The following is a 19,751-nucleotide window of genomic DNA, read 5'->3' on the forward strand; positions in this document are numbered from 1 at the left end:
CGTCTCAGCCGGCAGCCCAGACGGCGCCGGGTTCGAAGTTCGCGCTCTGCGTCACGGTCGCCCCCGCATCGCCGCCGCCTGCGGCGTAGAACATCGGCACGACCTCGAGCGAACCCGGCCGACGCAGCAGGCGGTCGACCACCGCGCGGTAGAACCCGACGACCGCGGTGTCCAGGCCGGTCTGGAACATGATGATCCGCAACCGGTCCACCCCATCGCCGAACAGCGCGTCGAGCTGCTGAACACTCGCCCGGTAGACGAAGTCGTCGGTCTGCCCGGCCGGACGCGGGCGGGAAACGTCGGCGTTGCGCAGCCAAGCGCCGTCAATGACCGGGTCCATCTCGGTGTGCCGGATCGACAACAGCGCCAGCCGCAACTCCAGGTCGACCGGTCCGGAGGATTCGTCGAGCAGCCGCAGGCACCGCAGGGGGAACGGTGCGGACGCCGCCGACCCGTCGCGGTACACGACCGGAACGTCGCGACGCCGGCCGGGATCGCCGGCCACGAACTGGCGCAGTACCTCGGTGATGACCCTGTTGTTTACGCCGCTCGGGCTCAGCGCCGCGGAGCGATCGGTCGCCGCGTCCGACACGGCAGCTTCGATCTGTCCACGGAACCGTTCCTCCACCGCGCGGCGACCACCCGAACCGCTCTGCGATCGCCACGCCTCGGCCGCGGGTGCAACGCCGGCTGCGGCGTCCCACGTCCACTGTGCCGTGCCGGCCTCGAGCGGCTGAGTCACGAACACGTCGACCACGTTTCCCCGGCGTACAAACGGATCCGGCGGTGCCTCAGCCGCCGTCACGGGGGCGCGACCGGCGGACGCAATCTCCATGGCGGTCGACTCGAGCCGAGCGCACAGCGCTTCGTAGCGAACGACGTCGTCCCGGTCGCCAGGATCGGCCTTCTCCGCCCGTCGGCGCGCCGCAGCGACGTCCCGCAGGAGGCCGTCGATGTCGTCGGAAACTGCAATTGTGACCAGGACCGTGCGTTCGATGGTCATCCGCGGGAGATCCGCGCGGTGAGCAGCTTGGCCTCGATGGCCTTGTCCAGGTCGGCCAGCCGGTCGGGGCAGCGCAACACCATGACTCCTTCCGGGACCTGCGGTTCGGCCACGTCCAACGGCAGCAGGAGCGCGACGGCGCCGTATACGGCCAGCCGTTCGAGCGTCTCTGCCGTGCCTGTCCCGAACGTGCCGCGCGGCACCACCGTGAGCTCTTCACCACCGGGCATCGTGCGGCCCCGCAGCCACGGCAGCGGCGCGGTGACGTCCAGATTGCTGAACCGGACCGCACCCTCGTCCGGCAGACACGACCAGCGCACACCCAACCGATCGTCCTCGAGGACCCGTACCGCGCCGGACGTGCCGGCCTGGTCCCGGTTGTTGAAGCGGTTGAACAGCATGCCGGACAGCAGCGCAGCCCGGCACGCCTCCGTCTCGGCCTGGCGCGCCGACCGGTCCGTCCACGGCGCCCCACCAGCGATGATGGAGGCGACCCGGCCGCTGCCGGCCAGCAGGAAGTCGAGTTCGACCGGGCTCCACGTCCCCGTCATGAGTGCGTAGCACAGCCGCTCGGGCGCGAGGCCGCGCAGTGAGATCGCCTCCGCGACCCGGTCGCGCAGGTCGTCCGGCATCGGTGTGACGGCGAGGAACAGCTCACGCGCCTCGGCGGGGCTGATTGCGGCCGGGTCCTCGACGCCGAGCTCGACACCCACGGTCCGCCCGTACCGGCGAAGGCTGGCCGGGACACGGCGCTCCGGATGGCCCGGGTACGACCGGCGCGCACCGTGAATCTGGACGCTCGCAGGGCGGTCGAAACGGATCTCCATGGTGCCGCCGCTCTGAAACGCGTCACAGAGCGTCAGCGCGGCAAGGGCCCGGTTCGCCTCATGCGTGCCCACATGCGGCACCTCGCAGGTCTGCCAGGCGACCACCGCCAGTCCGTCGAACGAAGAGTCCTGCGCGAATGCGGCCAGCGCGACGATGACGTTCTGACAGGCGATCCGGACCGGCCGCACGACGAAGTCCCGCGGCCGCTTCTCATTGGCGAGATACGTTTCCTGATAGGCCGGACCGATCTCGTCAAGAACACGTCGCAGGCCCTCCTCGCGGGCCGCGAGCTCGTCAGCAACCGACGCTACGTACAGGTGGCAGTCGGTGTCCAACAACGCCGCCTGATGCTCGTCCGCACGAACGTCCAGATGCCACCGCACCACGGCACCCTCGCCGGGCAGTGGCTCCTCGCCGAGATCGGAGACCACGACACAGGCGAATGAGCGCTCGTCGACCGGCATGATCGGCACCAGATTCGGCAACAATGGCCATGAGCTGCCACCGATCAGGTCCTCAGCCCATCGCATCGAAGGCCGGCCTTCGGGGGTGCCAGGCCGGTACACCAGTTCCCGAACCGCCGAGGGCCACTGCTCCTCGTACACCTCGAGCAACGATCCGGGTGCGGTAAGGCCGCGTTCAGCGAGGTGCGTCATCACGTCGTCGGACAAGAACCGCTCCTCGCGCCGGTAGAGCCACCATCCTGAAAGCGGCTTCCACACGGAAGCAATCGCCTGTCCGCCCACCCCGTGCGGGACACTCGGTTGGTAGCGGATCGGCAACGGAAATGTCAGACTGCTCGAACTGCTGGGATAGGGGGAGCGCCATGGCCTGCGGAAACAACATGGTCTCCCGTGCCGGGCTGCAGAGTGCACCCACCGCTCCGGCACACCCGGTGCACGCCTCGGCACCGATGCCTGCGTCCCGCCGTACCGAACTCGAGCAGGTGGCGCGCCTCGCCATCGCGGCGGCGGAGAGCGCAGTCAACGCGGCGAGCTCGCAGCAGTCGGCAACACAGGCGGTGCGCGACGCCGAGAACGCGCTCCAGGCCGCACGTCGCATCCCCGGCGTCGACAAGACCGTCCTGCGCGCCTTGGAAAGGGCCGTTGAGAAGGTCCGCCGCGAGGCACGGACGAAGGTCCCGGAAACGTCCACCGTCCACGACCGCCTCGCCCGCCGCAGCCTTGGCGTGCCCGCTTCGGCCAGGCCAGACCGTCAACCGACGACCCGTACGTCACCGGCCAGTGCGCGGCCGTCCATCGACGTGCGACTTGACGGGGCCGCCATCGTGCCGCCCGAGCTGACAATCACCCGGCGCGAGACGCTCCACCTCGACCGGCCTCTGCGTCCCGCGGACGTACAACCCCACACGGCGTACGACTACGGCGACTACGTCTACGTCACGGACGAGGCCGGCCAACTCGCCTATATGCGCGGAATCGCCCACTACACGCCGGCCGCTCCCCGCCACCGCTCCATCCAGCGGAACGTCGGCCGAGAGGCGCAGGCCACGGCCACCGAGGCCATGGGCAAACTGGTCGGTGGACACTCCGGAGCGGTCAGCCTCGGCGGATACCCCTCGGGACCGGCACTGTTCGGGCAGAACGAGCGGATGAACACCAGCGTCTTCGCGAGATTCGAGAACGAGTTCCGCAACCTCTCGGAGGCCGGCGTGCGCGTGGAGTACGAGATGCGTTTCGCGACGGACACCGCCGGCGACAAGAACCCGTCGGTCGTCATCCTTCGCTATTGGGTCGAAGCGGAAGAACGTGACGAGGTCATCCTGCTGAACGAACCCCACCAACTCAGCTGAGCAGCAACGCCGATCGTGGGAAGGCACATGACAGCGAACGACAACGGCTACCTCGGGCAGCAGACGTTGTGGCAGAGCGCAGAACAGGCGGCTTTGCAGTTCATGCACACCATTGGTTTCACTGACGCCGTGACGACCAGCGCGGGCGCAGACGGCGGCTTGGACGTGGTGGCAACTGGGGCCGCCGCGCAAGTGAAGGCCCTGGCGACGCCGGTGGGACGTCCTGACCTGCAACGTCTACGAGGAGCCTCGTTCAACGTAGCCACGGCATTGTTCTTCAGCCTCAACGGCTACACGCCTGCCGCCGTCGCGTATGCAACCGAAGCTCGCATCGCATTGTTCACCTTCGGACCCGGCCTCATTCCAAATGCTGTCAACGACTTCGCGAAGCACCTGGCGTTACTCGCCGGGCCTGGGCAACGATGGGATCCTCATCCCGGTGCCGTGTCGTCCGCTGGTGTCCCCACGCCGTCGAGATCCAGATGGCAGCAGTGGAGTACATCCAGGAAGATCGCTGTAGTCCTCTTCACGCCGGCCGCCGTCACGATAGCTGGCCCGGTCCTCTTCGCCGTCGGGAGAGAAGCGTCCCGACGATCAGCTCAAGGCGACCCAACCGACAGCAGTGCGCAACGGCGAACAATCGTCACGACGGCAGGAGTGATCGGAACCGTCCTGCTGGCCTCCATCAGTATCCAGAACCTCCTATGGGCGGTAGTGGGCGGCAAACCGGCAGACGGATCCCCGGGCGTCGGCGCAGTCGTCGGTGCGGCGGTGGGCATCGTGATCGTCATAGCGTTGAACTCTGCCGTTTCGGCGGGCCGATTGACGTGGCTCTGGGTCCCGAGATCCCTCTGGACACCGCAGATTCCTGGAACGCGGGACATCTAGTCGGAGGTGGCACACCGCTCAGAGGCGCCCTGCGCCATGGCGCAGTGCTTTCCGGAAGTCAGGACGGCATCAAGCGCCGGCAATTGACCATCCGGCTTGATTCGTCCGTCGGGTCGGCCGTGCCGTTCGGGCACAGCGCCAAATACCGTCGCGGCGTGACTTCAGTGCTCGGCATTGACTTCGGCACCTCACACACCGTTGCCAGCGTGGTATTTCCCGACGGCCGGAGCGAGGCGCTGCTCTTCGACTCGTCGCCGCTGCTGGCTTCCGGGGTGTACGCGGACAACGGCAAGCTTCTTGTCGGGCGGGACGGCGAGCGAGCCGCCCGGATGAACCCGGCGCCGTACGAACCGAATCCCAAGCGCCGCATCGATGACGGTGTGCTGCTGCTCGGATCCGCAGAGATCCCCGTCATCGAAGCGGTCGGAGCGGTGCTGGGCCGCGTCCGCCAGGAGGCGCGGCGTGTTCTCGGTGCCAGCCCGTCCAAGGTCGTGCTGACGCATCCGGCGGCCTGGGCACAACCGCGCCAGTCGCTGCTGGCGGCCGCCGCGATGTCGGCCGGCCTCGGGGTGAGGTCACACTGATCGCAGAGCCAATCGCGGCGGCGGGCTATTCACCACTGTGCTGGGCCACCAGGTGCAGGCCGGTCAAGCGCTGGTGGTGTACGACCTGGGCGCCGGCACGTTCGACATCTCCGTGGTGCGCCGGCGGGCCGACAACGGCTGGGACGTCGTAGCGGCGGCCGGACTTGACGACGTAGGCGGCCTGGACCTCGACGAGGCCATCGTGAAACGTGTCGGCACACTGGTCGGCGAGGACGAGCAGTGGCAACGCATGGTCGCGCCGAGCACCACAGCCGAGTACCGGGCCCGCCGCCAGTTGTGGGACGACGCCCGTGCAGTCAAGGAGCAGCTGACCCGCGGCAGCACCACCGGGATGCCGGTGCCGTTCCTGGACCGGGACATCCACGTCACCCGCGAGGAATTCGAGGAGCTCGCATGACCTCACCTGGACCGGACCCTCACGCTCACCACAGCGACGCTGTTCACGAGCGGCGTCACCGCCGACCGGCTGGCCGGCGTGTTTCTCGTAGGCGGATCGAGCCGGATCCCGTTGGTGGCCACGCTGATCCACCGCGCACTGGGTGTTGCGCCGGTCGTCATCGAACAGCCCGAACTGGTGGTCGCGCACGGCAGCGTACACGGACCCGCCATCGGCGTGCCTACGTCGTCGGCCACGCCAGCAGGACCTGCCGCGCAAGTTCCCGCCGTCGCGCCTGCGGTCCCTGCGGCGACGCCGGCGCTACCGACCCGGTCCCGGTCTGCATGGCCGGGGCATGTCGCCCGGGCGCTGCGGACTGTTGCGCGGTCTGGGACCGGCCGGGCGGTGGGCCCGGTGATCCCAGGTCTGGTGCTGTTGGGTGCGGCGTCGACGACCGCGTACCGGAACGGCTTCTCCGGGGTCGCGCTGGCCGTTGCCGCCGTCGGTGCGGTGTTGTCGCTCCTGAGCGTCGTGAACGTGGCAATCCAGTTGCGTGAGCGCACCCCGAGCCAGCGATGGCTGGTCGTGTCGTCCTCGGCGATCGCAGCCGTTCTGGTGACTGTGCTGACTGCCGCCACCATGAGCCGGGCGTACGCCACCCGGGTCGACGAGTGCGTGACCGGCGACTGGACCGCGACCGCTGAGGACATCGGCGCCTGGGAGAGCAGTGGAGTACACCTGACCCTGAGCGGCCAGGACGGCATCTACGGCAACACCTCGCCAGTGAGGTACCGAGCCACGGATCCGGACGTCTCCGACATGACCAACAACCCGTACCAGAAGTTCAAGTTCCGCGCTTACGACGGCAAGTTCTTCTTCCTGCAACACGACGGCGTCGGCGACTTCGCCGCGGGCTACTGCACGTCGTGGACGCTGTTCAGCGAAGGCAACTGCGGTGCGTCGTACACGTGCGACGCGACCACACTGGTCTGGACGGGCGACGACGGTTCGAACTACAGGGCCACGTTCCGGCGCGCGTAGTTCCGGGCCATCGGTCGGGAAGGCCGCGCCCCGGCACGGCGCGCGTGCCATCGGTGCAATGAGGCCTGCCGGGCTGCTGTCGAGATCATGGGCCGGCCGGGTGCGACGCGGGGGTCGTCGCACCCGGACGGGTCTACGGGTTGAACACGGCGTTCTCCTCGGGGGTGAGCAGCCGGGACCGGATCAGGAACCGGACGCCCTCGGGGGCCTCGAGGGAGAACCCGCCGCCGCGCCCCTTGACCACGTCGACGGTGAGGTGGGTGTGCCGCCACGTCTCGAACTGCGCGACCGACATCCAGAACGTCACCGGCTCCGGCACGCCGTCGATCCGCAGCGACTGGAGCAGCACGTCGGAGCCGCCGGTGCGGAACTCGCCGTCGACGTAACACATGGGGGAGCTGCCGTCGCAGCAGCCGCCGCTCTGGTGGAACATCAGCGGGCCGTTCGCCGCGTACAGCTTGCGCAGCAGCTCGGCGGCGGCCTCGGTGACCTCGACGCGGGAAAGCGAAGCCATGGCTTAGAAGAAGCCGAGCTTCTTGGGGGAGTAGCTGACGAGGAGGTTCTTGGTCTGCTGGTAGTGATCGAGCATCATCTTGTGGTTCTCCCGGCCGATGCCCGAGCCCTTGTAGCCGCCGAAGGCGGCGTGCGCCGGGTACGCGTGGTAGCAGTTGGTCCACACGCGACCGGCCTGGATGGCCCGGCCGGCCCGGTAGGCGGTGGAGCCGTCGCGGGTCCAGACGCCGGCGCCCAGGCCGTACAGGGTGTCGTTGGCGATCTTGATGGCGTCGTCGAAGTCGGCGAAGGGCGCGACCGAGACCACGGGTCCGAAGATCTCCTCCTGGAAGATGCGCATCGCGTTGTTGCCCTGGAAGATCGTCGGCTGCACGTAGTACCCGCCGGCCAGCTCGCCGGACAGCTCCGCGCGGGCGCCGCCGGTGAGGATCTTGGCGCCTTCCTGCTGGCCGATGTCGAGGTACGACAGGATCTTCTCCAGCTGGTCGTTGGACGCCTGCGCGCCGATCATCGTGGCCAGGTCGAGCGGGTGCCCCTGCACGATCCGCTGGGTGCGCTCGACCGCGGCGTGCAGGAACTGGTCGTAGTGCCCCTGCTGGATCAGCGCCCGCGACGGGCAGGTGCAGACCTCGCCCTGGTTGAGCGCGAACATGGTGAAGCCCTCGAGGGCCTTGTCGTAGAAGTCGTCGTCGGCGCTGCTGACGTCGTCGAAGAAGATGTTCGGGCTCTTGCCGCCGAGCTCCAGCGTGACCGGTTTGATGTTCTCGGAGGCGTACTGCATGATCAGCCGCCCGGTCGTGGTCTCCCCGGTGAACGCGACCTTCGCGACCCGCGCGCTGGAGGCGAGGGGCTTGCCGGCCTCGATCCCGAACCCGTTGACGATGTTGACGACGCCGGGCGGGAGCAGGTCGGCGATGAGGCTCATCAGGAAGTGGATCGAGGCTGGGGTCTGCTCGGCGGGTTTGAGCACGACGGCGTTGCCGGCGGCGAGCGCGGGCGCCAGCTTCCACGTCGCCATCAGGATCGGGAAGTTCCACGGGATGATCTGCGCGACGACGCCGAGCGGCTCGTGGAAGTGGTAGGCGACGGTGTCGTCGTCGAGCTCCGACAGCGACCCCTCCTGAGCGCGGATGGCGCCGGCGAAGTACCGGAAATGGTCGATCGCGAGAGGGATGTCGGCGGCGAGGGACTCGCGGATCGGTTTGCCGTTCTCCCAGGTCTCGGCGACGGCGAGGGCCTCGAGGTTGGCCTCCATCCGGTCGGCGATCTTGTTGAGGATGTTGGCCCGGTCGCCGGCCGAGGTGCGCCCCCAGGCGGGTGCGGCACCGTGCGCTGCGTCGAGGGCCAGCTCGACGTCGTCGGCGGTGCCCCGGGCGATCTCGGTGAACGTCTGGCCGGTGACCGGGCTCGGGTTCTCGAAGTACTGGCCCTTCGCCGGCGGCACGAACTCGCCGCCGATCCAGTTGTCGTAGCGGGGCTGGTAGCTCATCTTCGCGCCGGACGCGCCGGGCGCGGCGAAATCGGTCATTGTGGGTGACCTCCCGTCAGCTGCCGCCGTCCACCGTTGGACGGTCAGGCCGTGACGGCACCCTAGTTTCGGCGACGTTACATGAATGTAGCGTCGGCGCTCAGGCCGTACTCGAGGCGCAGCTGACGGATCCGGGCGGTGGCGACAGCCCGGTGCGCCGAGCGGGGCGCCGCGACGGCGGTGAGCCTTTCCCACACCTCCAGGTCGTCGAAGCCGCTGTGGTCCGCCCAGGACCGGACGAGGTCGGGGTCGGGGGAGGCGAGCACCGCCGACCGGAGCTGGGTGTGCAGCCACTGCCGCTGCCGCACGACACCGGCCGCCTCCGAGCCGGGCAGCAACGGCCCCGCGTAGCCGGCGAGCGCTCGCGCGATGTCGTTGCCGCGCAGCGCAGCCGCCACGTCGAGGAAGTCGGCGCCGATCTGCCCGCGCAACCGGTACGGACGCGAGCCGAGCAGATCACCCACGACGTGCCGGAGCCGGTTCAGCTCCACTCGCAGGGTCGCCGGGTTCGCCAGGTCGTCGTACAGGGCGCTGAGCAGCTGCTCGCCGCTCAGCCCCGCCGGATGCAACGCCAGCATCGTCAGGATCTCGGCGTGCCGGCGGTGCAGCCGGATCGCCCGCCCGTCGAGGTGCAGCGTGCCGTCGCCCCGGCCGAGCGCGCTGAGCCGCCCGGACGGCCCGGACCCCGGCACCCACAGACCCTGCGGCGCGAGGAACTGCCGGGCGAGTTCGGCCTCCGACGCGCGGGCCGCCGAGCGCACCAGGGCCAGACTCAGCGGGCTCGCCACATCGTGCCCTCCGGTGATGTCGATGGCACCCAGCAGCCGCCCGCTCACCGGGTCGTGGATCGGCGCCGCCGAGCACGTCCACGCCTGCACCGACGACAGGTAGTGCTCGGTGGCGAAGATCTGCACCTCATGATCGAGCGCGAGCGCGGTGCCGGGCGCGTTGGTCCCGGCGTGCGCCTCGTCCCAGCGGGCGCCCTCGACGAAGTTCATCCGCTCGGCGCGGGCCCGGGCGACCCGGTGCCCCTCGACCCACAGCAGCTGGCCGGCGGCATCGGACACCGCCATCAGATAGTCACCGTCGTCGGCCGTCTCCCCGACGAGCTGCCGCAGCACGCCGATGACCCGGGACAAGGGGTGCGCCGAGCGGTACGCGACCAGGTCATCGTCGGTGAGGATGACCGGCGGGCTCACCTCCTGGCCGAGGTGGGCGTCCGACGAACGCTGCCACGACCTGGCCACCACATCCCGCAGTCCCGGGCCGATCCCGGCCAGGGCCTGCGTGGACAGGAACCGCTCATGGGCGGCCGCGATCTCGCGGGCCCGCTGCTGCGGGTCCGCACCGACGTCCGCGAGCCATGCGTTGCCCATCAGCTCCCGCCACTGACCGTGCCGCCCCGCTTCAACCCGGCGTCGATCAGCGGACCCGGAGGCCGCCACCAGGGTTCTGCCACCAGCTTGCCTCCGGCGCATGCTCCGCGCAATGCCGACCCGGCAAATGCAGGCCGTAGTGCCCGCCTGACCTGGTAGATGCGGTCGGGCCCAGGTCAGGGGAGGCGCAGCAGCGGCGCCGCCGCGCCGGTGGCCCAGCCGGCGTCGAGGACGGCGAGCGCGTCGGCTGCGGCGGCGGCGCGCAGGCTCCCCGACCGGGCGCCGGGCACGATGCGGGCGCCGCCGTCGACCGTCTCGACCGGCACGATCCGGCATCCGCCCGGGTAGAGCCCGGCCGTGCCGGAGACCGGGGCCACCGGCAGCGGGCGACGGCGGTGACCGGCGAGGGTGGACAGCAGCGGTTCGAGGAGGGTGAGCGCGGCGACCAGCCCGGCGTACGGGTTGCCGGGCAGCCCGACGACCCACCGTCCGTCGGCCGTGCGGGCGAGGGCCTGCGGATGCCCGGGCCGGCACGCCACGCCGTCGACGTGCCACGTCGCCGACCGCTCGTCGAGGACGTCGTGGAGGTGGTCCGCGACGCCGACGGACGACGAGCCGGTGACGACCAGGACCGGAGCGTCCGAGGTGTCGATCGCCGTCCGCAACGCCGTCGGGTCGTCGTCGACGCGGCGGTACGCGCCGAGCCGGCCGCCCGCCCGTTCGGTGATCGCGGTGATGAGGGGTGCGAACACGTCCCGGACCTGCCCCGGCCCGGGACGGCCGTGCAGGACCACCTCGTCGCCGGTGACGAGCACGTCCACGTCCGGCCGGGGATGCACCTGGACCCGCTCGACGCCGACCTGAGCGGCGGCCGCGGCCACCGTCGCCGTCACCACCCGCCCGGCGGGCGCGAGCAGTTCGCCGGGCACTGTGTCCTCGCCGGCCCGCCGGATGTGGGTCCGCGTGGTCCGCGTTCCGGAGACGGTGTCACCGCACCGGTGGCAGTCCTCGTGCGGCAGCACCGCCTCGGCACCGGCGGGGACGCGGGCACCGGTGGCGATCTCGACCGCGTCGCCGGGCGCCAGCCGCGCCGGCGGATCCGGATCACCGGCGAGCGTCCTGCCGACGACCTGCCACGGTCCGGCGCCGGCGACCGCGTAGCCGTCCATCGCGGCGGCGTCGAAGGCCGGCGCCGCCGTGCGCGCCCGCACCGGTGCCGCGAGCAGGTGCCGCACCGCGTCGCCGACCGGCAGCGACACCGGCGGCAGCGGCCACGCGACCTGCCACGCGGTGGCGTGGGCCTGCGCCCAGGGCAGGCCCACGGGCCGGCGCGGGTCCGTCATCGGCGTGATCACCTGTGCTCCTGCGGCGGGCATGCCGCTACCGCACCGCAACGGGGTGTCCACGGTGTGCCGTTCCGGGTTCGCGCGTGCAACCAAGACCTCCCGAACCGGATCCGGCCGCTGTGAGCGCGCCCGCGACTGCGTCCAGGATCCAACACCGTGGAAACGTCGGTGAAACGCCGCCCGCGCAGCATGGGCGGGACGAGGCGTCGAGGAGGTGAGTGCAGGTGACCGATGTGCGCCGCCGCACCCACCAGAGCGCGTGGACCCGTGGCCGGGTCGCGCACGGCTGGCAACCGCAGCGCTGAACCCGCGGTCCACCCTGCCCTCCGCACGTCACTGGAGCCATTGCGATGACCGTTGTCGACGCTGCGCCGTCGCTGCCCCGCAACTGCACCTTCGAGCCGGCCGACTGGGCCATCCTCGCCCGTGCCTGGTATCCGGTCGCCCGCTGTGCGGACGTCGGTGCCGCTCCGGTCGCGGCGACGCTGCTCGACGCGCAACTGGTCGTCTACCGCGCCGGTGACACCGTCGTCGTCGCCGACGATCTCTGCCCGCATCGAGGCGTGCCGTTGTCGTTCGGCGTCGGCGATGGCACGGCGATCGCCTGCGCCTACCACGGCCTGCGCTTCGGGGCCGGCGGGGCGTGTGTCGCGGTGCCGGCGCACCCCACGGCGAAGATCCCGGCGAGACTGCAGCTGCGCACGTATCCGGTCATCGAGCGGTACGGCCTGATCTGGACGACCCTGACCGGCCCTGCCGACGACGGCGTGCCGCCGATGCCGGGCTGGGACGAGCCCGGCTTCCAGCGGGTGACGTGCCCGCCGTTCGACGTGGCCGCGTTCGCCGGGCGGCAGGTCGAGGGGTTCCTGGACGTGGCCCATTTCGGCTTCGTGCACCTGGACACGTTCGGCGACCCCGGCGACGTGGAGGTGCCCGCGTACAACCCGGTCAGCACCGCGGACGGGTTCACGGTCGACTACTGGTCCACCGTGCCGAACGTCCCGCACGGCGTGCCGAACCCGGCGCCGCCCGGGTTCCTGTGGCTGCGCCGGTTCGCGCTGCACCTGCCGTTCACCGCGACCCTGGTCGTGCACTTTCCCGACGGCGGCCGGCTGTGCATCATGAACGCCGCCGCACCGGTCTCGGCGCGCCGCACCCGGATGTTCGCGCCGATCGCGAAGGACTTCAACACCGGCCAGCCGGCGCAGGAGATCTTCGACTTCAACCTGCGGGTCTTCGAGGAGGACCGGCGCATCGTCGAGGTGCAGCAGCCGGAGAACCTGCCCCTCGACCCGCGCATCGAGGTCAACATCGCCGCCGACCGCAGCTCCGTGGCATACCGGCGCGGCCTGCGCAGCCTCGGCCTCAGCCACTTCTTCACCGCGTAGAACGGGGTCCCGCCATGCAGATGACCACCACCCGCTTCGGCGCGCAGCTGCCCGACTGGGTCGCTCTTGAGCTGGCCGCCGTCGACCCCGTCCTGCCGGACGCCGAGGAGAGGATGCGGGTCGCGCACCGCCTCGCCGGCCGCAACCACCGCGAGGGCACCGGAGGCCCGTTCGCCGCGGTGGTCACCGATGCCGGTACCGGCGAAATCATCGCCGTGGGCGTCAACCTGGTCCTGGCGAGCGGCCTGTCCGGGATGCACGCCGAGGTCGTCGCGCTGTCCCTGGCCCAGGCCCACCTCGGCACCTGGAACCTCGGCGGCCCCGAGCGTGGCCCCATCGAGCTCGCCGTCAACTGGCGCCCGTGCGCCATGTGCTACGGCGCCGTCCTGTGGTCCGGCGTCGCCCGCCTCGTCATCGCCGGCGAGGGCGACGAGGTCGAACACCTCACCGGCTTCGACGAGGGCCCGATGCGCCCCGACTGGAAGGAACAACTCCAGGCCCGCGGCGTCGAGGTCCACACCGACGTCCTGCGCGCCGAGGCCCTCGCCACCTTCGCCGAGTACGGCGCCCGCGACGACGTCATCGTCTACAACGGCGGCGGCCGCGGCGTCACCCCGGCCCTGTCCCAGTGACCGGGCTGCTCCCGCCGGTCGGTTCGGCTGGTGCCGGAGGTCGAGGAGCTGCTCGGGAGTGCGATGATCACCGCATGCCTCTGCTCTTCTCGTACGGCACGCTGCGGGATCCGGCGGTGCAGCGGGCCAACTTCGGCCGGGAGCTCGACGGCCGCGAGGATGCCCTGCCCGGCTACGCGACCCGGCTGCTGGAGATCACCGACCCGAACGTGCTCGCCGTCAGCGGCGAGACCCACCACCCGATCGTCGTGGCCACCGGTGTGCCCACCGACCAGGTCCCCGGTGTGGTGTTCGACGTGACCGACGAGGACCTCGTCGCCGCCGACGGTTACGAGGTCGACGACTACCACCGCATCCTGGTGTCGCTCGCCTCGGGCGTGCGGGCCTGGGTGTACGTGAGCGCCGCCGCCTGAGCCTGCCGAAACGCCTCCTGATCGACTTGGATCACCGCGTGGCCCGCGATCACCCGCTCCAAGGACGCGGTTCACGGGTAGCGTTCCACCAACCAGGGCCGGCTCAGGCCTCGGCCTGTGCTGCCCTGTCGTACTTGCCCGGTGGTGGAACGAACGCCGCGCCCCGCGGCAACCCGTATTGATGCCTGCGGCCGGGATCGGTGGGCTGAGCGGGAGACGGTGGCGATCCGCCGTGGCAGGGTGGCACACTTGGCGCTCATGCAAGCACGCCAGCCTGATGCACCTGCAAGGAATATGCAACAGCCGCCGTCGGGTGCGCAGGTCGAGGCCGCGGTCACCGCGCTACGCATGCTTGCGGACCCGACCCGGCTGCGGCTCCTGTGGGAGCTCAGCGACGGCGAGCACGATGTCACCACGCTCACCGCGGCGGTCGGTGCCGCCCGTCCCGCTGTCTCGCAGCATCTGGGCAAGCTGCTGCTGGCGGGCCTCGTCATCACCCGCCGGGACGGGCGTCGGGTGCTCTACCGGGCCCGCGGTGGTCACGTGCGCCGCCTCGTCGCCGAGGTGCTCCACGCCGCCGATCATCACCTCTCGGGCAAACCCGACCACGATTGAGCGCCACCGGGGCGGAGGCCACGCTGACCGGACCGGGCGGCCGCCTCCAGGTGCTTGTTGCAGCCGGTTGGCAGTTGCAGCGTTGTCGCGTGCGTACATGAGCACCTATAGTGCGAGACGGACGACATCCGACGATCAGTCCTGGAGCGCACCGATGACCGCCGAGCAGGGCCAGCCCCAGAGCAGCAACCGTGGTCAGCCGCACGTCCACGACCACGGCGATCACGACCACAACGATCACGAGCACGGCGACCACGGGCACGGTGCCGGCAGGCACGACCACGGGACGGGTCCGTCGAGCTGGTGGCACAAGGTCCGGCACGTGGTGACGCCGCACTCGCACGACGCCATGGACAAGGTCGACTCGGCGATGGAGGCCTCCAAGGAGGGGATCCGCGCGCTGTGGATCTCCCTTGCCGTGCTGGGCGCGACCGCCGTGATGCAGGCCGTCGTCGTGGTGTACTCCCAATCCGTCGCGCTGCTCGGTGACACGTTGCACAACGTCGCCGACGCACTGACCGCGGTGCCGCTCGGCATCGCGTTCATGCTGGGCCGCCGCGCCGCGACCCGGCGGTACACCTACGGCTACGGTCGTTCGGAAGACCTCGCCGGCATCGTCATCGTGGTGTTCATCGCCGTCTCGGCGGCGCTGGCCGCCTACGAGGCGATCCAGCGGCTGCGTCACCCGGCCGACGTGCAGTACCTCTGGTACGTGGCCGCGGCGGCACTGATCGGGTTCGTCGGCAACGAGGTCGTCGCCCGGTACCGCATCAGCGTCGGCCGCCGGATCGGTTCTGCGGCGCTCGTCGCCGACGGCCTGCACGCCCGCACCGACGGGTTCACGTCCCTCGCCGTGCTCGTCGGCGCGGGTGGCGTGGCGATCGGCTGGCGGTGGGCCGACCCGGTGGTCGGGCTGCTGATCACCGTCGCGATCCTGTTCGTGCTCAAGGACGCCGCGCGTGAGGTGTACCGGCGGCTCATGGACGCCGTCGACCCGGAACTCGTCGACCAGGTCGAGGAGACGCTGCGCGGCACGCCACAGGTCCGTGGCGTCGGTGAGGTACGGCTGCGGTGGATCGGCCACCAGCTGCGCGCGGAGTGCCAGATCGCCGTCGCCGACACCGCCACCATCGTGGAGGCGCACGCCGTCGCGCACGACGCCGAGCATCGGCTCATCCACACGGTGCCCCGGCTGACCGCGGCGGTCGTGCACGCCGAGCCCGACGGCCCTGACCGGGCCATCCACCACGAACCCGTGGCGGCGCACCACTGACAGGTCCGCCGCCCCTTCGTGCTCACCGACCGGCACCTCCCGGGCCCTTCACGCCCCGAGGAGTTCCGCGGGTGGAGTGAGGTGCTCGGACGCGATGCGCTGGGCAACGATGTTCGCGTCGCCGATCTGGCCGAGGCGGTGCCGTTCAACGAGGCGTTCGTGGCCGGGCAGGCCGTGGCCGAGTGTACGGATGGCCTGCTGCATCTCGGTCTCCATCGCACCCGGGTCGATGATCTCGACGGTGCATGGTCGTGGTGCGGTTTCGGCGATGCAACGCATGAACACCTCCGCTCCCGCCTTCGTCGCGCAGTAGGTCGCCCAGCCCGCGTACGCGCGATGGGCCGCGGCCGAGGAGATGAACAGGATGCGGATGGTGTGCAGCGCTGCCGGCGCGGCGTACAGCAGCGAATTGGTGAGCAATGCCGGTGCGAGGAGATTCGTTGCGAGCGCGTCCTGGACCTGGCGGTCGTCGAGCCTGCCGACCAACCCGATCGGACCGATCGTCGCCGCGTTGTGGATCAGCAGCAGCTCATCGTCGCCGGCGCACCCTGCCGTGAACGCGGTCAGCTCGGCCCGGGTGGGCAACTGGTCGGGGTCGGACAGGTCGGTGGTGCGCAAGGTGACGAGGCCGTCGGACTGGTCTGCCGTGCGGTGCTGCGCGTCGGTGAAGGTGCGACCGATGCCGAGCAGTGGCGTCCGGCCGTCGTTGAGGACGTCGAAGAGGGCGGCGCCGAGGCCGCGGGAGATGCCGGTGATGATGGCGCGGCGGACTGACCGCCGGCCGGCGGTTGGGGACATGTTCGGACTCCTGTGTGGGCGGATCGACCGGGACCGTGTCTCGAACGTCGCGGCGGCCTACAGTCGCAACACCGCGGTGGTGGGTGCGATGCTCGGCCGTCGGGCACAGGGGAGAGCAAGAGTGTCCGGGACGGTGTGAAGAACGCTGATGGGCTTGTCCAATGCCGGCGGTGCGTCACCGATGGACTGTGAGCGTTGCTGGGGCACGGGTGTGATGGCGGTGTCCAGGAACTGGTGTTCATCGTTGCCGTGGTGGTCCACGTCGTCCTCGTCGAAGTGGTCGACCGTCACGGTCGCCGCGGACGCATGCCCGACGGCGAGATGGAGCACCCGCGCCGCCGACAGCGGCGCGGCGACGACCAGCGTCACGAGCAGAGCGAGCGCCATTGGCACACTGCGGCGGCAAGCGCGCGATGTGCGCGGTTCCGCCAAGCCTTTGCCGCTGCTCATGGACCGATGCTGGCACCCACCGGGCGGGCCCGGTATCGCGCGTCCGCCATCTCCCACAACGAATCACTCATTTGTGATCTCGCCCGTGGGATGAGAAATCCGGCGCGGACACCGGCATTGATTTGCACGGTCCGTCGGGCGGGCCGAATGCGTCGACGACCCTGACGGGCTGTCGTTGCGGTGCCGGTCCGCCGCTATCGGGCGACGGGCTGGAACAGTTCGATGAGGTTGCCGGCCGGGTCTGCGAGCAGGATCTGGCGGCCGCCGGGCCCGGAGATCGGTGCACTGCGGAAGTGCACGCCCGCGGTGTGGAGCCGGTCGACTTCGCGGTCGAGGTCGTCGACGACGAGGTGGATGCGGTTGTGGCCGGGTGTCGCGGCGTCCGGGGGTGTGGCCCGGGCGCCGGAGCTGGCGGGGCCGGACAACAGCAGCCTGAGCGGGCCGCGCAGGACGTCCGCGAAGGCGTCCCCGGCGCGGGTGTGCAGTTCGAACCCGAGGTGGGCGGTGTAGAAGTCGACGGCTGCCGCGACGTCGTCGACCAGGTAGCGGACGCTGGCGTGCCGGTCCGGGTCGGTCATGACGCACCTCCAGGAGTGTCCAGTCATCCACAGAATACATCTAATCAGCTTGATGTACTCGATCTGCCGGAGTTCGGCCCCGCCGGTGGCTCAGTGCAACGGCAGGCCGACCAGTGCGGCGGCGACGCCGAGCGCGGCTGCGCCGATGAGGGCACTGACGACGCCACGTTTGAACACCAGCAGCCAGATGGCGGCGAGGGCCAGGATCGGCCATTGCCAGGGGTGCGAGATGGAGCGGGCGAGCAGCACCGACGAGCCGAGGATGGCGCCGATCGCGGCGGGTCCGGCTCCGGACAGGAATGCCTGTGCGGCGGGGTTGGCGCGGAGGCGGTCGAAGTGCCGGCCGCCGCCGAGGACGAACACGAACGACGGGGTGAACGCGACCACGGCGGCGAGCAGGCCACCGGCGATGCCGGCGGCGGCGTAGCCGATGACCGAGACGGTCTGCACCACGGGCCCGGGGGTGATCTGGCCGAGCGCGACCGCGTACAGGAACTCGTCGCCGGTCAGCCAATGGTGCCGGTCGACGGCGTCGGCGCGCATGAGCGGGATGATGACGAAGCCGCCGCCGTAGGACAGCGCGCCGACCTTCAGCGCGGTCCAGGCCACCGAGCCGAGGGTCCCGACCGAAGCCCAGCCCGCCAGCGCGAGCCCCGGCAGGGGAGCGCGCGTGATTCGGAGGCGATGGCCCTGGCAGGCCGCTTCGACGACCCCGGCGGCGAGCAGGACCAGGACCAGCCAGGGGCCGAGCAGCATCGCCGCGGCCGCCGAGACGGCCGCGTACGCGACCCACCGCGCCCGCCCGCCGCGGGTCGCTCCGGTGCGCTGCCAGCTCGCCGGGACGAGGCTGGCACCGGCCTGGACGGCGACCGGGGCGACGGCTGCGCCGGCTCCGGCGGCGGCGCCGATCACTGCCGGGGCCGGGTGCCAGGACAGCAGCAGCACGGACAGGCCGAGGATGACGATCAGGCCCGGGACGATGAAACAGACCCCGCCGAGCAGCCCGCCGACCCAGCCGCGCAGCCGCCAGGCGCAGAAGATCGCCAGCTGGGTGGAGGCCGGGCCGGGCAGCAGGTTGGTGGCGGCGATGCCGTCCTCGAACTCGTGGGCGTTGATCCAGCCCCGCTTCGTGACGCACAGCTGCCGCAGGAGGCTGATGTGCGCCGGCGGCCCGCCGAATCCGGTGATCCCGATCCGCGTCCACTGCGTCATGATCGTGCGCAGCGACACGTGCGGCGGATGGGGTCCGGTCGTGAGGTCGTCCGGGTCGGATGGCTGGGCTGCCGTCACCGTGTTCCACTCCCTGGGGTGCGCCGTGGTGCGCCGGAGCGTAATCGGACCGGCCGGGGCGATCATGGCCGCCTGGCGACGCCTCGGTGAACATCTCGATGCGGCGCCGTGCGGCCTGCGATGACGCGGTGCCGCGCACCACTCCTGACGGAATGTATCTTACTGCTTTGATGTATTATCCGCGTGTGCAGCGTCGACAGTCCCCGGCCGGCAGTGGCTTCGATCCGCCGGACTTTCTGCGCCTCGCCGGGCATCCGCTGCGGTGGCGGCTGCTCGGCGAACTCGCTCGCAGCGACCGGCAGGTGACCGAGCTGACCGAGCTGATCGGCAAACCGCAGAACCTGGTGTCCTACCACCTCGGCCTCCTGCGCAAAGGTGGCCTGGTGCACGGCCGGCGCAGCTCCTTCGACGGCCGGGACACCTACTACGCCGTCGACCTGGCTCGCTGCGCGGACCTGCTGGCCGGGGCCGGCGGCGCGCTGCATCCGGCGCTGATGCTGGCACCACCGCCGCAGCCGGACGGCGCCGACGGGTCGGTGCTGTTCCTGTGCACGGGCAACAGCGCCCGGTCGCAGATGGCCGAAGGGCTGCTGCGCAGCCGGGGCGGCGATCGGGTGCTGGTGCGCAGCGCCGGCAGCCATCCCAAGCCGGTGCACCGCACCGCGGTCAAGGTGATGGGTGAGCACGGCGTGGACCTCACCGGCGCGCGGAGCAAGCATCTGGACGAGTTCGCCGCGGACCGGTTCGACCACGTCATCACGTTGTGCGACAAGGTCCGGGAGGTCTGCCCGGCGCTTCCGGGTGCTCCCGACGCCGTGCACTGGTCGACCGTCGACCCGGCCGGTCAGCCCGACGGCGTGGCCGCGTTCCGCCGCACGGCGGCCGAGCTCGCGCAACGGATCGGTTTCCTGCTGCACCAGCTCGGCGGCCGCCCGATCGGCAAGTCGCCGGCAGCACTAGGCATTCGTGAATCGCTGCAGTAAAGTACCTATTCCCG

General features: G+C 70.7%; 21 protein-coding genes. 11 read left to right on the forward strand and 10 right to left on the reverse strand.

Translation table 11 applies throughout. The annotated features are described in order from the left end of the window. Nucleotides 1-4: 4 nt before the first annotated feature. Together ACFPIJ_RS56900 and ACFPIJ_RS56905 are read right to left on the reverse strand one after the other, a co-directional pair. Nucleotides 5-1,003: a hypothetical protein gene (locus ACFPIJ_RS56900; RefSeq protein ID WP_380127923.1), complete on the reverse strand. Its 999-nt coding sequence runs from the start codon at nucleotides 1,001-1,003 to the stop codon at nucleotides 5-7. Continuing rightward, entirely contained in the window at nucleotides 1,000-2,502 is a 1,503-nt protein-coding gene (locus ACFPIJ_RS56905; protein ID WP_380127924.1) for a hypothetical protein, read from the reverse strand. The genes ACFPIJ_RS56900 and ACFPIJ_RS56905 overlap by 4 nt, the downstream gene beginning before the upstream one ends. A 155-nt stretch (nucleotides 2,503-2,657) precedes the next feature. Between ACFPIJ_RS56905 and ACFPIJ_RS56910 the strand changes: the two genes are divergently transcribed. The 5 genes from ACFPIJ_RS56910 to ACFPIJ_RS56930 all read left to right on the forward strand — a co-directional run bounded on the left by ACFPIJ_RS56910 (nucleotide 2,658) and on the right by ACFPIJ_RS56930 (nucleotide 6,554). Then, nucleotides 2,658-3,644: a hypothetical protein gene (locus ACFPIJ_RS56910; protein WP_380127925.1), complete on the forward strand. Its 987-nt coding sequence runs from the start codon at nucleotides 2,658-2,660 to the stop codon at nucleotides 3,642-3,644. A gap of 27 nt (nucleotides 3,645-3,671) precedes the next feature. Continuing rightward, entirely contained in the window at nucleotides 3,672-4,532 is an 861-nt protein-coding gene (locus ACFPIJ_RS56915; protein WP_380127926.1) for a restriction endonuclease, read from the forward strand. A gap of 44 nt (nucleotides 4,533-4,576) precedes the next feature. Next, on the forward strand, nucleotides 4,577-5,116 hold the full coding sequence (locus tag ACFPIJ_RS56920; protein ID WP_380127927.1) for an Hsp70 family protein: 540 nt from the start codon (nucleotides 4,577-4,579) through the stop codon (nucleotides 5,114-5,116). A gap of 52 nt (nucleotides 5,117-5,168) precedes the next feature. Continuing rightward, nucleotides 5,169-5,534, forward strand: coding sequence for an Hsp70 family protein (locus tag ACFPIJ_RS56925; RefSeq protein ID WP_380127928.1), 366 nt, complete (start codon nucleotides 5,169-5,171; stop codon nucleotides 5,532-5,534). Between the two features lie 393 nt (nucleotides 5,535-5,927). Beyond that, a complete protein-coding gene (locus tag ACFPIJ_RS56930) occupies nucleotides 5,928-6,554 on the forward strand; it encodes a hypothetical protein (protein WP_380127929.1) in 627 nt (208 codons plus the stop codon). A gap of 133 nt (nucleotides 6,555-6,687) precedes the next feature. On the opposite strand, the gene ACFPIJ_RS56935 is transcribed toward ACFPIJ_RS56930, so the two are convergent. The 4 genes from ACFPIJ_RS56935 to ACFPIJ_RS56950 all read right to left on the reverse strand — a co-directional run bounded on the left by ACFPIJ_RS56935 (nucleotide 6,688) and on the right by ACFPIJ_RS56950 (nucleotide 11,326). After that, nucleotides 6,688-7,068: a DUF779 domain-containing protein gene (locus ACFPIJ_RS56935; protein WP_380127930.1), complete on the reverse strand. Its 381-nt coding sequence runs from the start codon at nucleotides 7,066-7,068 to the stop codon at nucleotides 6,688-6,690. A gap of 3 nt (nucleotides 7,069-7,071) precedes the next feature. Further along, nucleotides 7,072-8,595: an aldehyde dehydrogenase gene (gene adh / locus ACFPIJ_RS56940; protein WP_380127931.1), complete on the reverse strand. Its 1,524-nt coding sequence runs from the start codon at nucleotides 8,593-8,595 to the stop codon at nucleotides 7,072-7,074. A gap of 77 nt (nucleotides 8,596-8,672) precedes the next feature. After that, a complete protein-coding gene (locus ACFPIJ_RS56945) occupies nucleotides 8,673-9,971 on the reverse strand; it encodes a GAF domain-containing protein (RefSeq protein WP_380127932.1) in 1,299 nt (432 codons plus the stop codon). Nucleotides 9,972-10,147: 176 nt separating this feature from the next. After that, nucleotides 10,148-11,326: a molybdopterin molybdotransferase MoeA gene (locus ACFPIJ_RS56950; protein ID WP_380127933.1), complete on the reverse strand. Its 1,179-nt coding sequence runs from the start codon at nucleotides 11,324-11,326 to the stop codon at nucleotides 10,148-10,150. A 341-nt stretch (nucleotides 11,327-11,667) separates the two neighbouring features. On the opposite strand from ACFPIJ_RS56950, the gene ACFPIJ_RS56955 reads away from it, so the two are divergent. The 5 genes from ACFPIJ_RS56955 to ACFPIJ_RS56975 all read left to right on the forward strand — a co-directional run bounded on the left by ACFPIJ_RS56955 (nucleotide 11,668) and on the right by ACFPIJ_RS56975 (nucleotide 15,638). Then, nucleotides 11,668-12,705 (forward strand): Rieske 2Fe-2S domain-containing protein, encoded by a 1,038-nt coding sequence (locus ACFPIJ_RS56955; protein WP_380127934.1) that lies wholly within the window; start codon nucleotides 11,668-11,670, stop codon nucleotides 12,703-12,705. Between the two features lie 14 nt (nucleotides 12,706-12,719). Continuing rightward, the gene (locus ACFPIJ_RS56960) at nucleotides 12,720-13,337 is read left to right on the forward strand and encodes a nucleoside deaminase (RefSeq protein ID WP_380127935.1); all 618 of its coding nucleotides are present in this window, start codon (nucleotides 12,720-12,722) and stop codon (nucleotides 13,335-13,337) included. A gap of 74 nt (nucleotides 13,338-13,411) precedes the next feature. Continuing rightward, entirely contained in the window at nucleotides 13,412-13,750 is a 339-nt protein-coding gene (locus ACFPIJ_RS56965) for a gamma-glutamylcyclotransferase family protein (RefSeq protein WP_380127936.1), read from the forward strand. 294 nt (nucleotides 13,751-14,044) lie between these two features. Then, nucleotides 14,045-14,365 carry an ArsR/SmtB family transcription factor gene (locus tag ACFPIJ_RS56970; RefSeq protein ID WP_380127937.1) on the forward strand — a complete coding sequence of 107 codons (321 nt, stop codon included), beginning with the start codon at nucleotides 14,045-14,047 and terminating at the stop codon, nucleotides 14,363-14,365. 154 nt (nucleotides 14,366-14,519) lie between these two features. Beyond that, nucleotides 14,520-15,638: a cation diffusion facilitator family transporter gene (locus ACFPIJ_RS56975; protein ID WP_380127938.1), complete on the forward strand. Its 1,119-nt coding sequence runs from the start codon at nucleotides 14,520-14,522 to the stop codon at nucleotides 15,636-15,638. A gap of 48 nt (nucleotides 15,639-15,686) precedes the next feature. Here ACFPIJ_RS56975 and ACFPIJ_RS56980 read toward each other — a convergent pair whose 3' ends face one another. The 4 genes from ACFPIJ_RS56980 to chrA form a co-directional block, all read right to left on the reverse strand. Then, a complete protein-coding gene (locus tag ACFPIJ_RS56980) occupies nucleotides 15,687-16,436 on the reverse strand; it encodes an SDR family NAD(P)-dependent oxidoreductase (RefSeq protein ID WP_380127939.1) in 750 nt (249 codons plus the stop codon). Between the two features lie 57 nt (nucleotides 16,437-16,493). After that, nucleotides 16,494-16,886, reverse strand: a complete 393-nt coding sequence (locus ACFPIJ_RS56985) for a hypothetical protein (RefSeq protein ID WP_380127940.1) — start codon at nucleotides 16,884-16,886, stop codon at nucleotides 16,494-16,496. 194 nt (nucleotides 16,887-17,080) lie between these two features. Next, nucleotides 17,081-17,464: a VOC family protein gene (locus ACFPIJ_RS56990; RefSeq protein ID WP_380127941.1), complete on the reverse strand. Its 384-nt coding sequence runs from the start codon at nucleotides 17,462-17,464 to the stop codon at nucleotides 17,081-17,083. 90 nt (nucleotides 17,465-17,554) lie between these two features. Continuing rightward, nucleotides 17,555-18,754 carry a chromate efflux transporter gene (gene chrA, locus ACFPIJ_RS56995; RefSeq protein ID WP_380127942.1) on the reverse strand — a complete coding sequence of 400 codons (1,200 nt, stop codon included), beginning with the start codon at nucleotides 18,752-18,754 and terminating at the stop codon, nucleotides 17,555-17,557. Nucleotides 18,755-18,939: 185 nt separating this feature from the next. On the opposite strand from chrA, the gene ACFPIJ_RS57000 reads away from it, so the two are divergent. Further along, nucleotides 18,940-19,737, forward strand: a complete 798-nt coding sequence (locus ACFPIJ_RS57000; protein WP_380127943.1) for an arsenate reductase/protein-tyrosine-phosphatase family protein — start codon at nucleotides 18,940-18,942, stop codon at nucleotides 19,735-19,737. Nucleotides 19,738-19,751 lie beyond the last annotated feature (14 nt).

Origin of the sequence: Dactylosporangium cerinum, assembly GCF_042653625.1 — a bacterium.
Lineage (GTDB): Bacteria > Actinomycetota > Actinomycetes > Mycobacteriales > Micromonosporaceae > Dactylosporangium > Dactylosporangium cerinum.

What these genes read in the sequence shown, in the direction of transcription:
- ACFPIJ_RS56900 (WP_380127923.1), bottom strand. Translation starts at nt 1,003, where the DNA reads ATGACCATCGAACGCACGGTCCTGGTCACAATTGCAGTTTCCGACGAC.
- ACFPIJ_RS56910 (WP_380127925.1), top strand. Translation starts at nt 2,658, where the DNA reads ATGGCCTGCGGAAACAACATGGTCTCCCGTGCCGGGCTGCAGAGTGCA.
- ACFPIJ_RS56915 (WP_380127926.1), top strand. Translation starts at nt 3,672, where the DNA reads ATGACAGCGAACGACAACGGCTACCTCGGGCAGCAGACGTTGTGGCAG.
- ACFPIJ_RS56935 (WP_380127930.1), bottom strand. Translation starts at nt 7,068, where the DNA reads ATGGCTTCGCTTTCCCGCGTCGAGGTCACCGAGGCCGCCGCCGAGCTG.
- adh (WP_380127931.1), bottom strand. Translation starts at nt 8,595, where the DNA reads ATGACCGATTTCGCCGCGCCCGGCGCGTCCGGCGCGAAGATGAGCTAC.
- ACFPIJ_RS56945 (WP_380127932.1), bottom strand. Translation starts at nt 9,971, where the DNA reads ATGGGCAACGCATGGCTCGCGGACGTCGGTGCGGACCCGCAGCAGCGG.
- ACFPIJ_RS56955 (WP_380127934.1), top strand. Translation starts at nt 11,668, where the DNA reads ATGACCGTTGTCGACGCTGCGCCGTCGCTGCCCCGCAACTGCACCTTC.
- ACFPIJ_RS56960 (WP_380127935.1), top strand. Translation starts at nt 12,720, where the DNA reads ATGCAGATGACCACCACCCGCTTCGGCGCGCAGCTGCCCGACTGGGTC.
- ACFPIJ_RS56965 (WP_380127936.1), top strand. Translation starts at nt 13,412, where the DNA reads ATGCCTCTGCTCTTCTCGTACGGCACGCTGCGGGATCCGGCGGTGCAG.
- ACFPIJ_RS56970 (WP_380127937.1), top strand. Translation starts at nt 14,045, where the DNA reads ATGCAACAGCCGCCGTCGGGTGCGCAGGTCGAGGCCGCGGTCACCGCG.
- ACFPIJ_RS56975 (WP_380127938.1), top strand. Translation starts at nt 14,520, where the DNA reads ATGACCGCCGAGCAGGGCCAGCCCCAGAGCAGCAACCGTGGTCAGCCG.
- ACFPIJ_RS56980 (WP_380127939.1), bottom strand. Translation starts at nt 16,436, where the DNA reads ATGTCCCCAACCGCCGGCCGGCGGTCAGTCCGCCGCGCCATCATCACC.
- ACFPIJ_RS56985 (WP_380127940.1), bottom strand. Translation starts at nt 16,886, where the DNA reads ATGAGCAGCGGCAAAGGCTTGGCGGAACCGCGCACATCGCGCGCTTGC.
- ACFPIJ_RS56990 (WP_380127941.1), bottom strand. Translation starts at nt 17,464, where the DNA reads ATGACCGACCCGGACCGGCACGCCAGCGTCCGCTACCTGGTCGACGAC.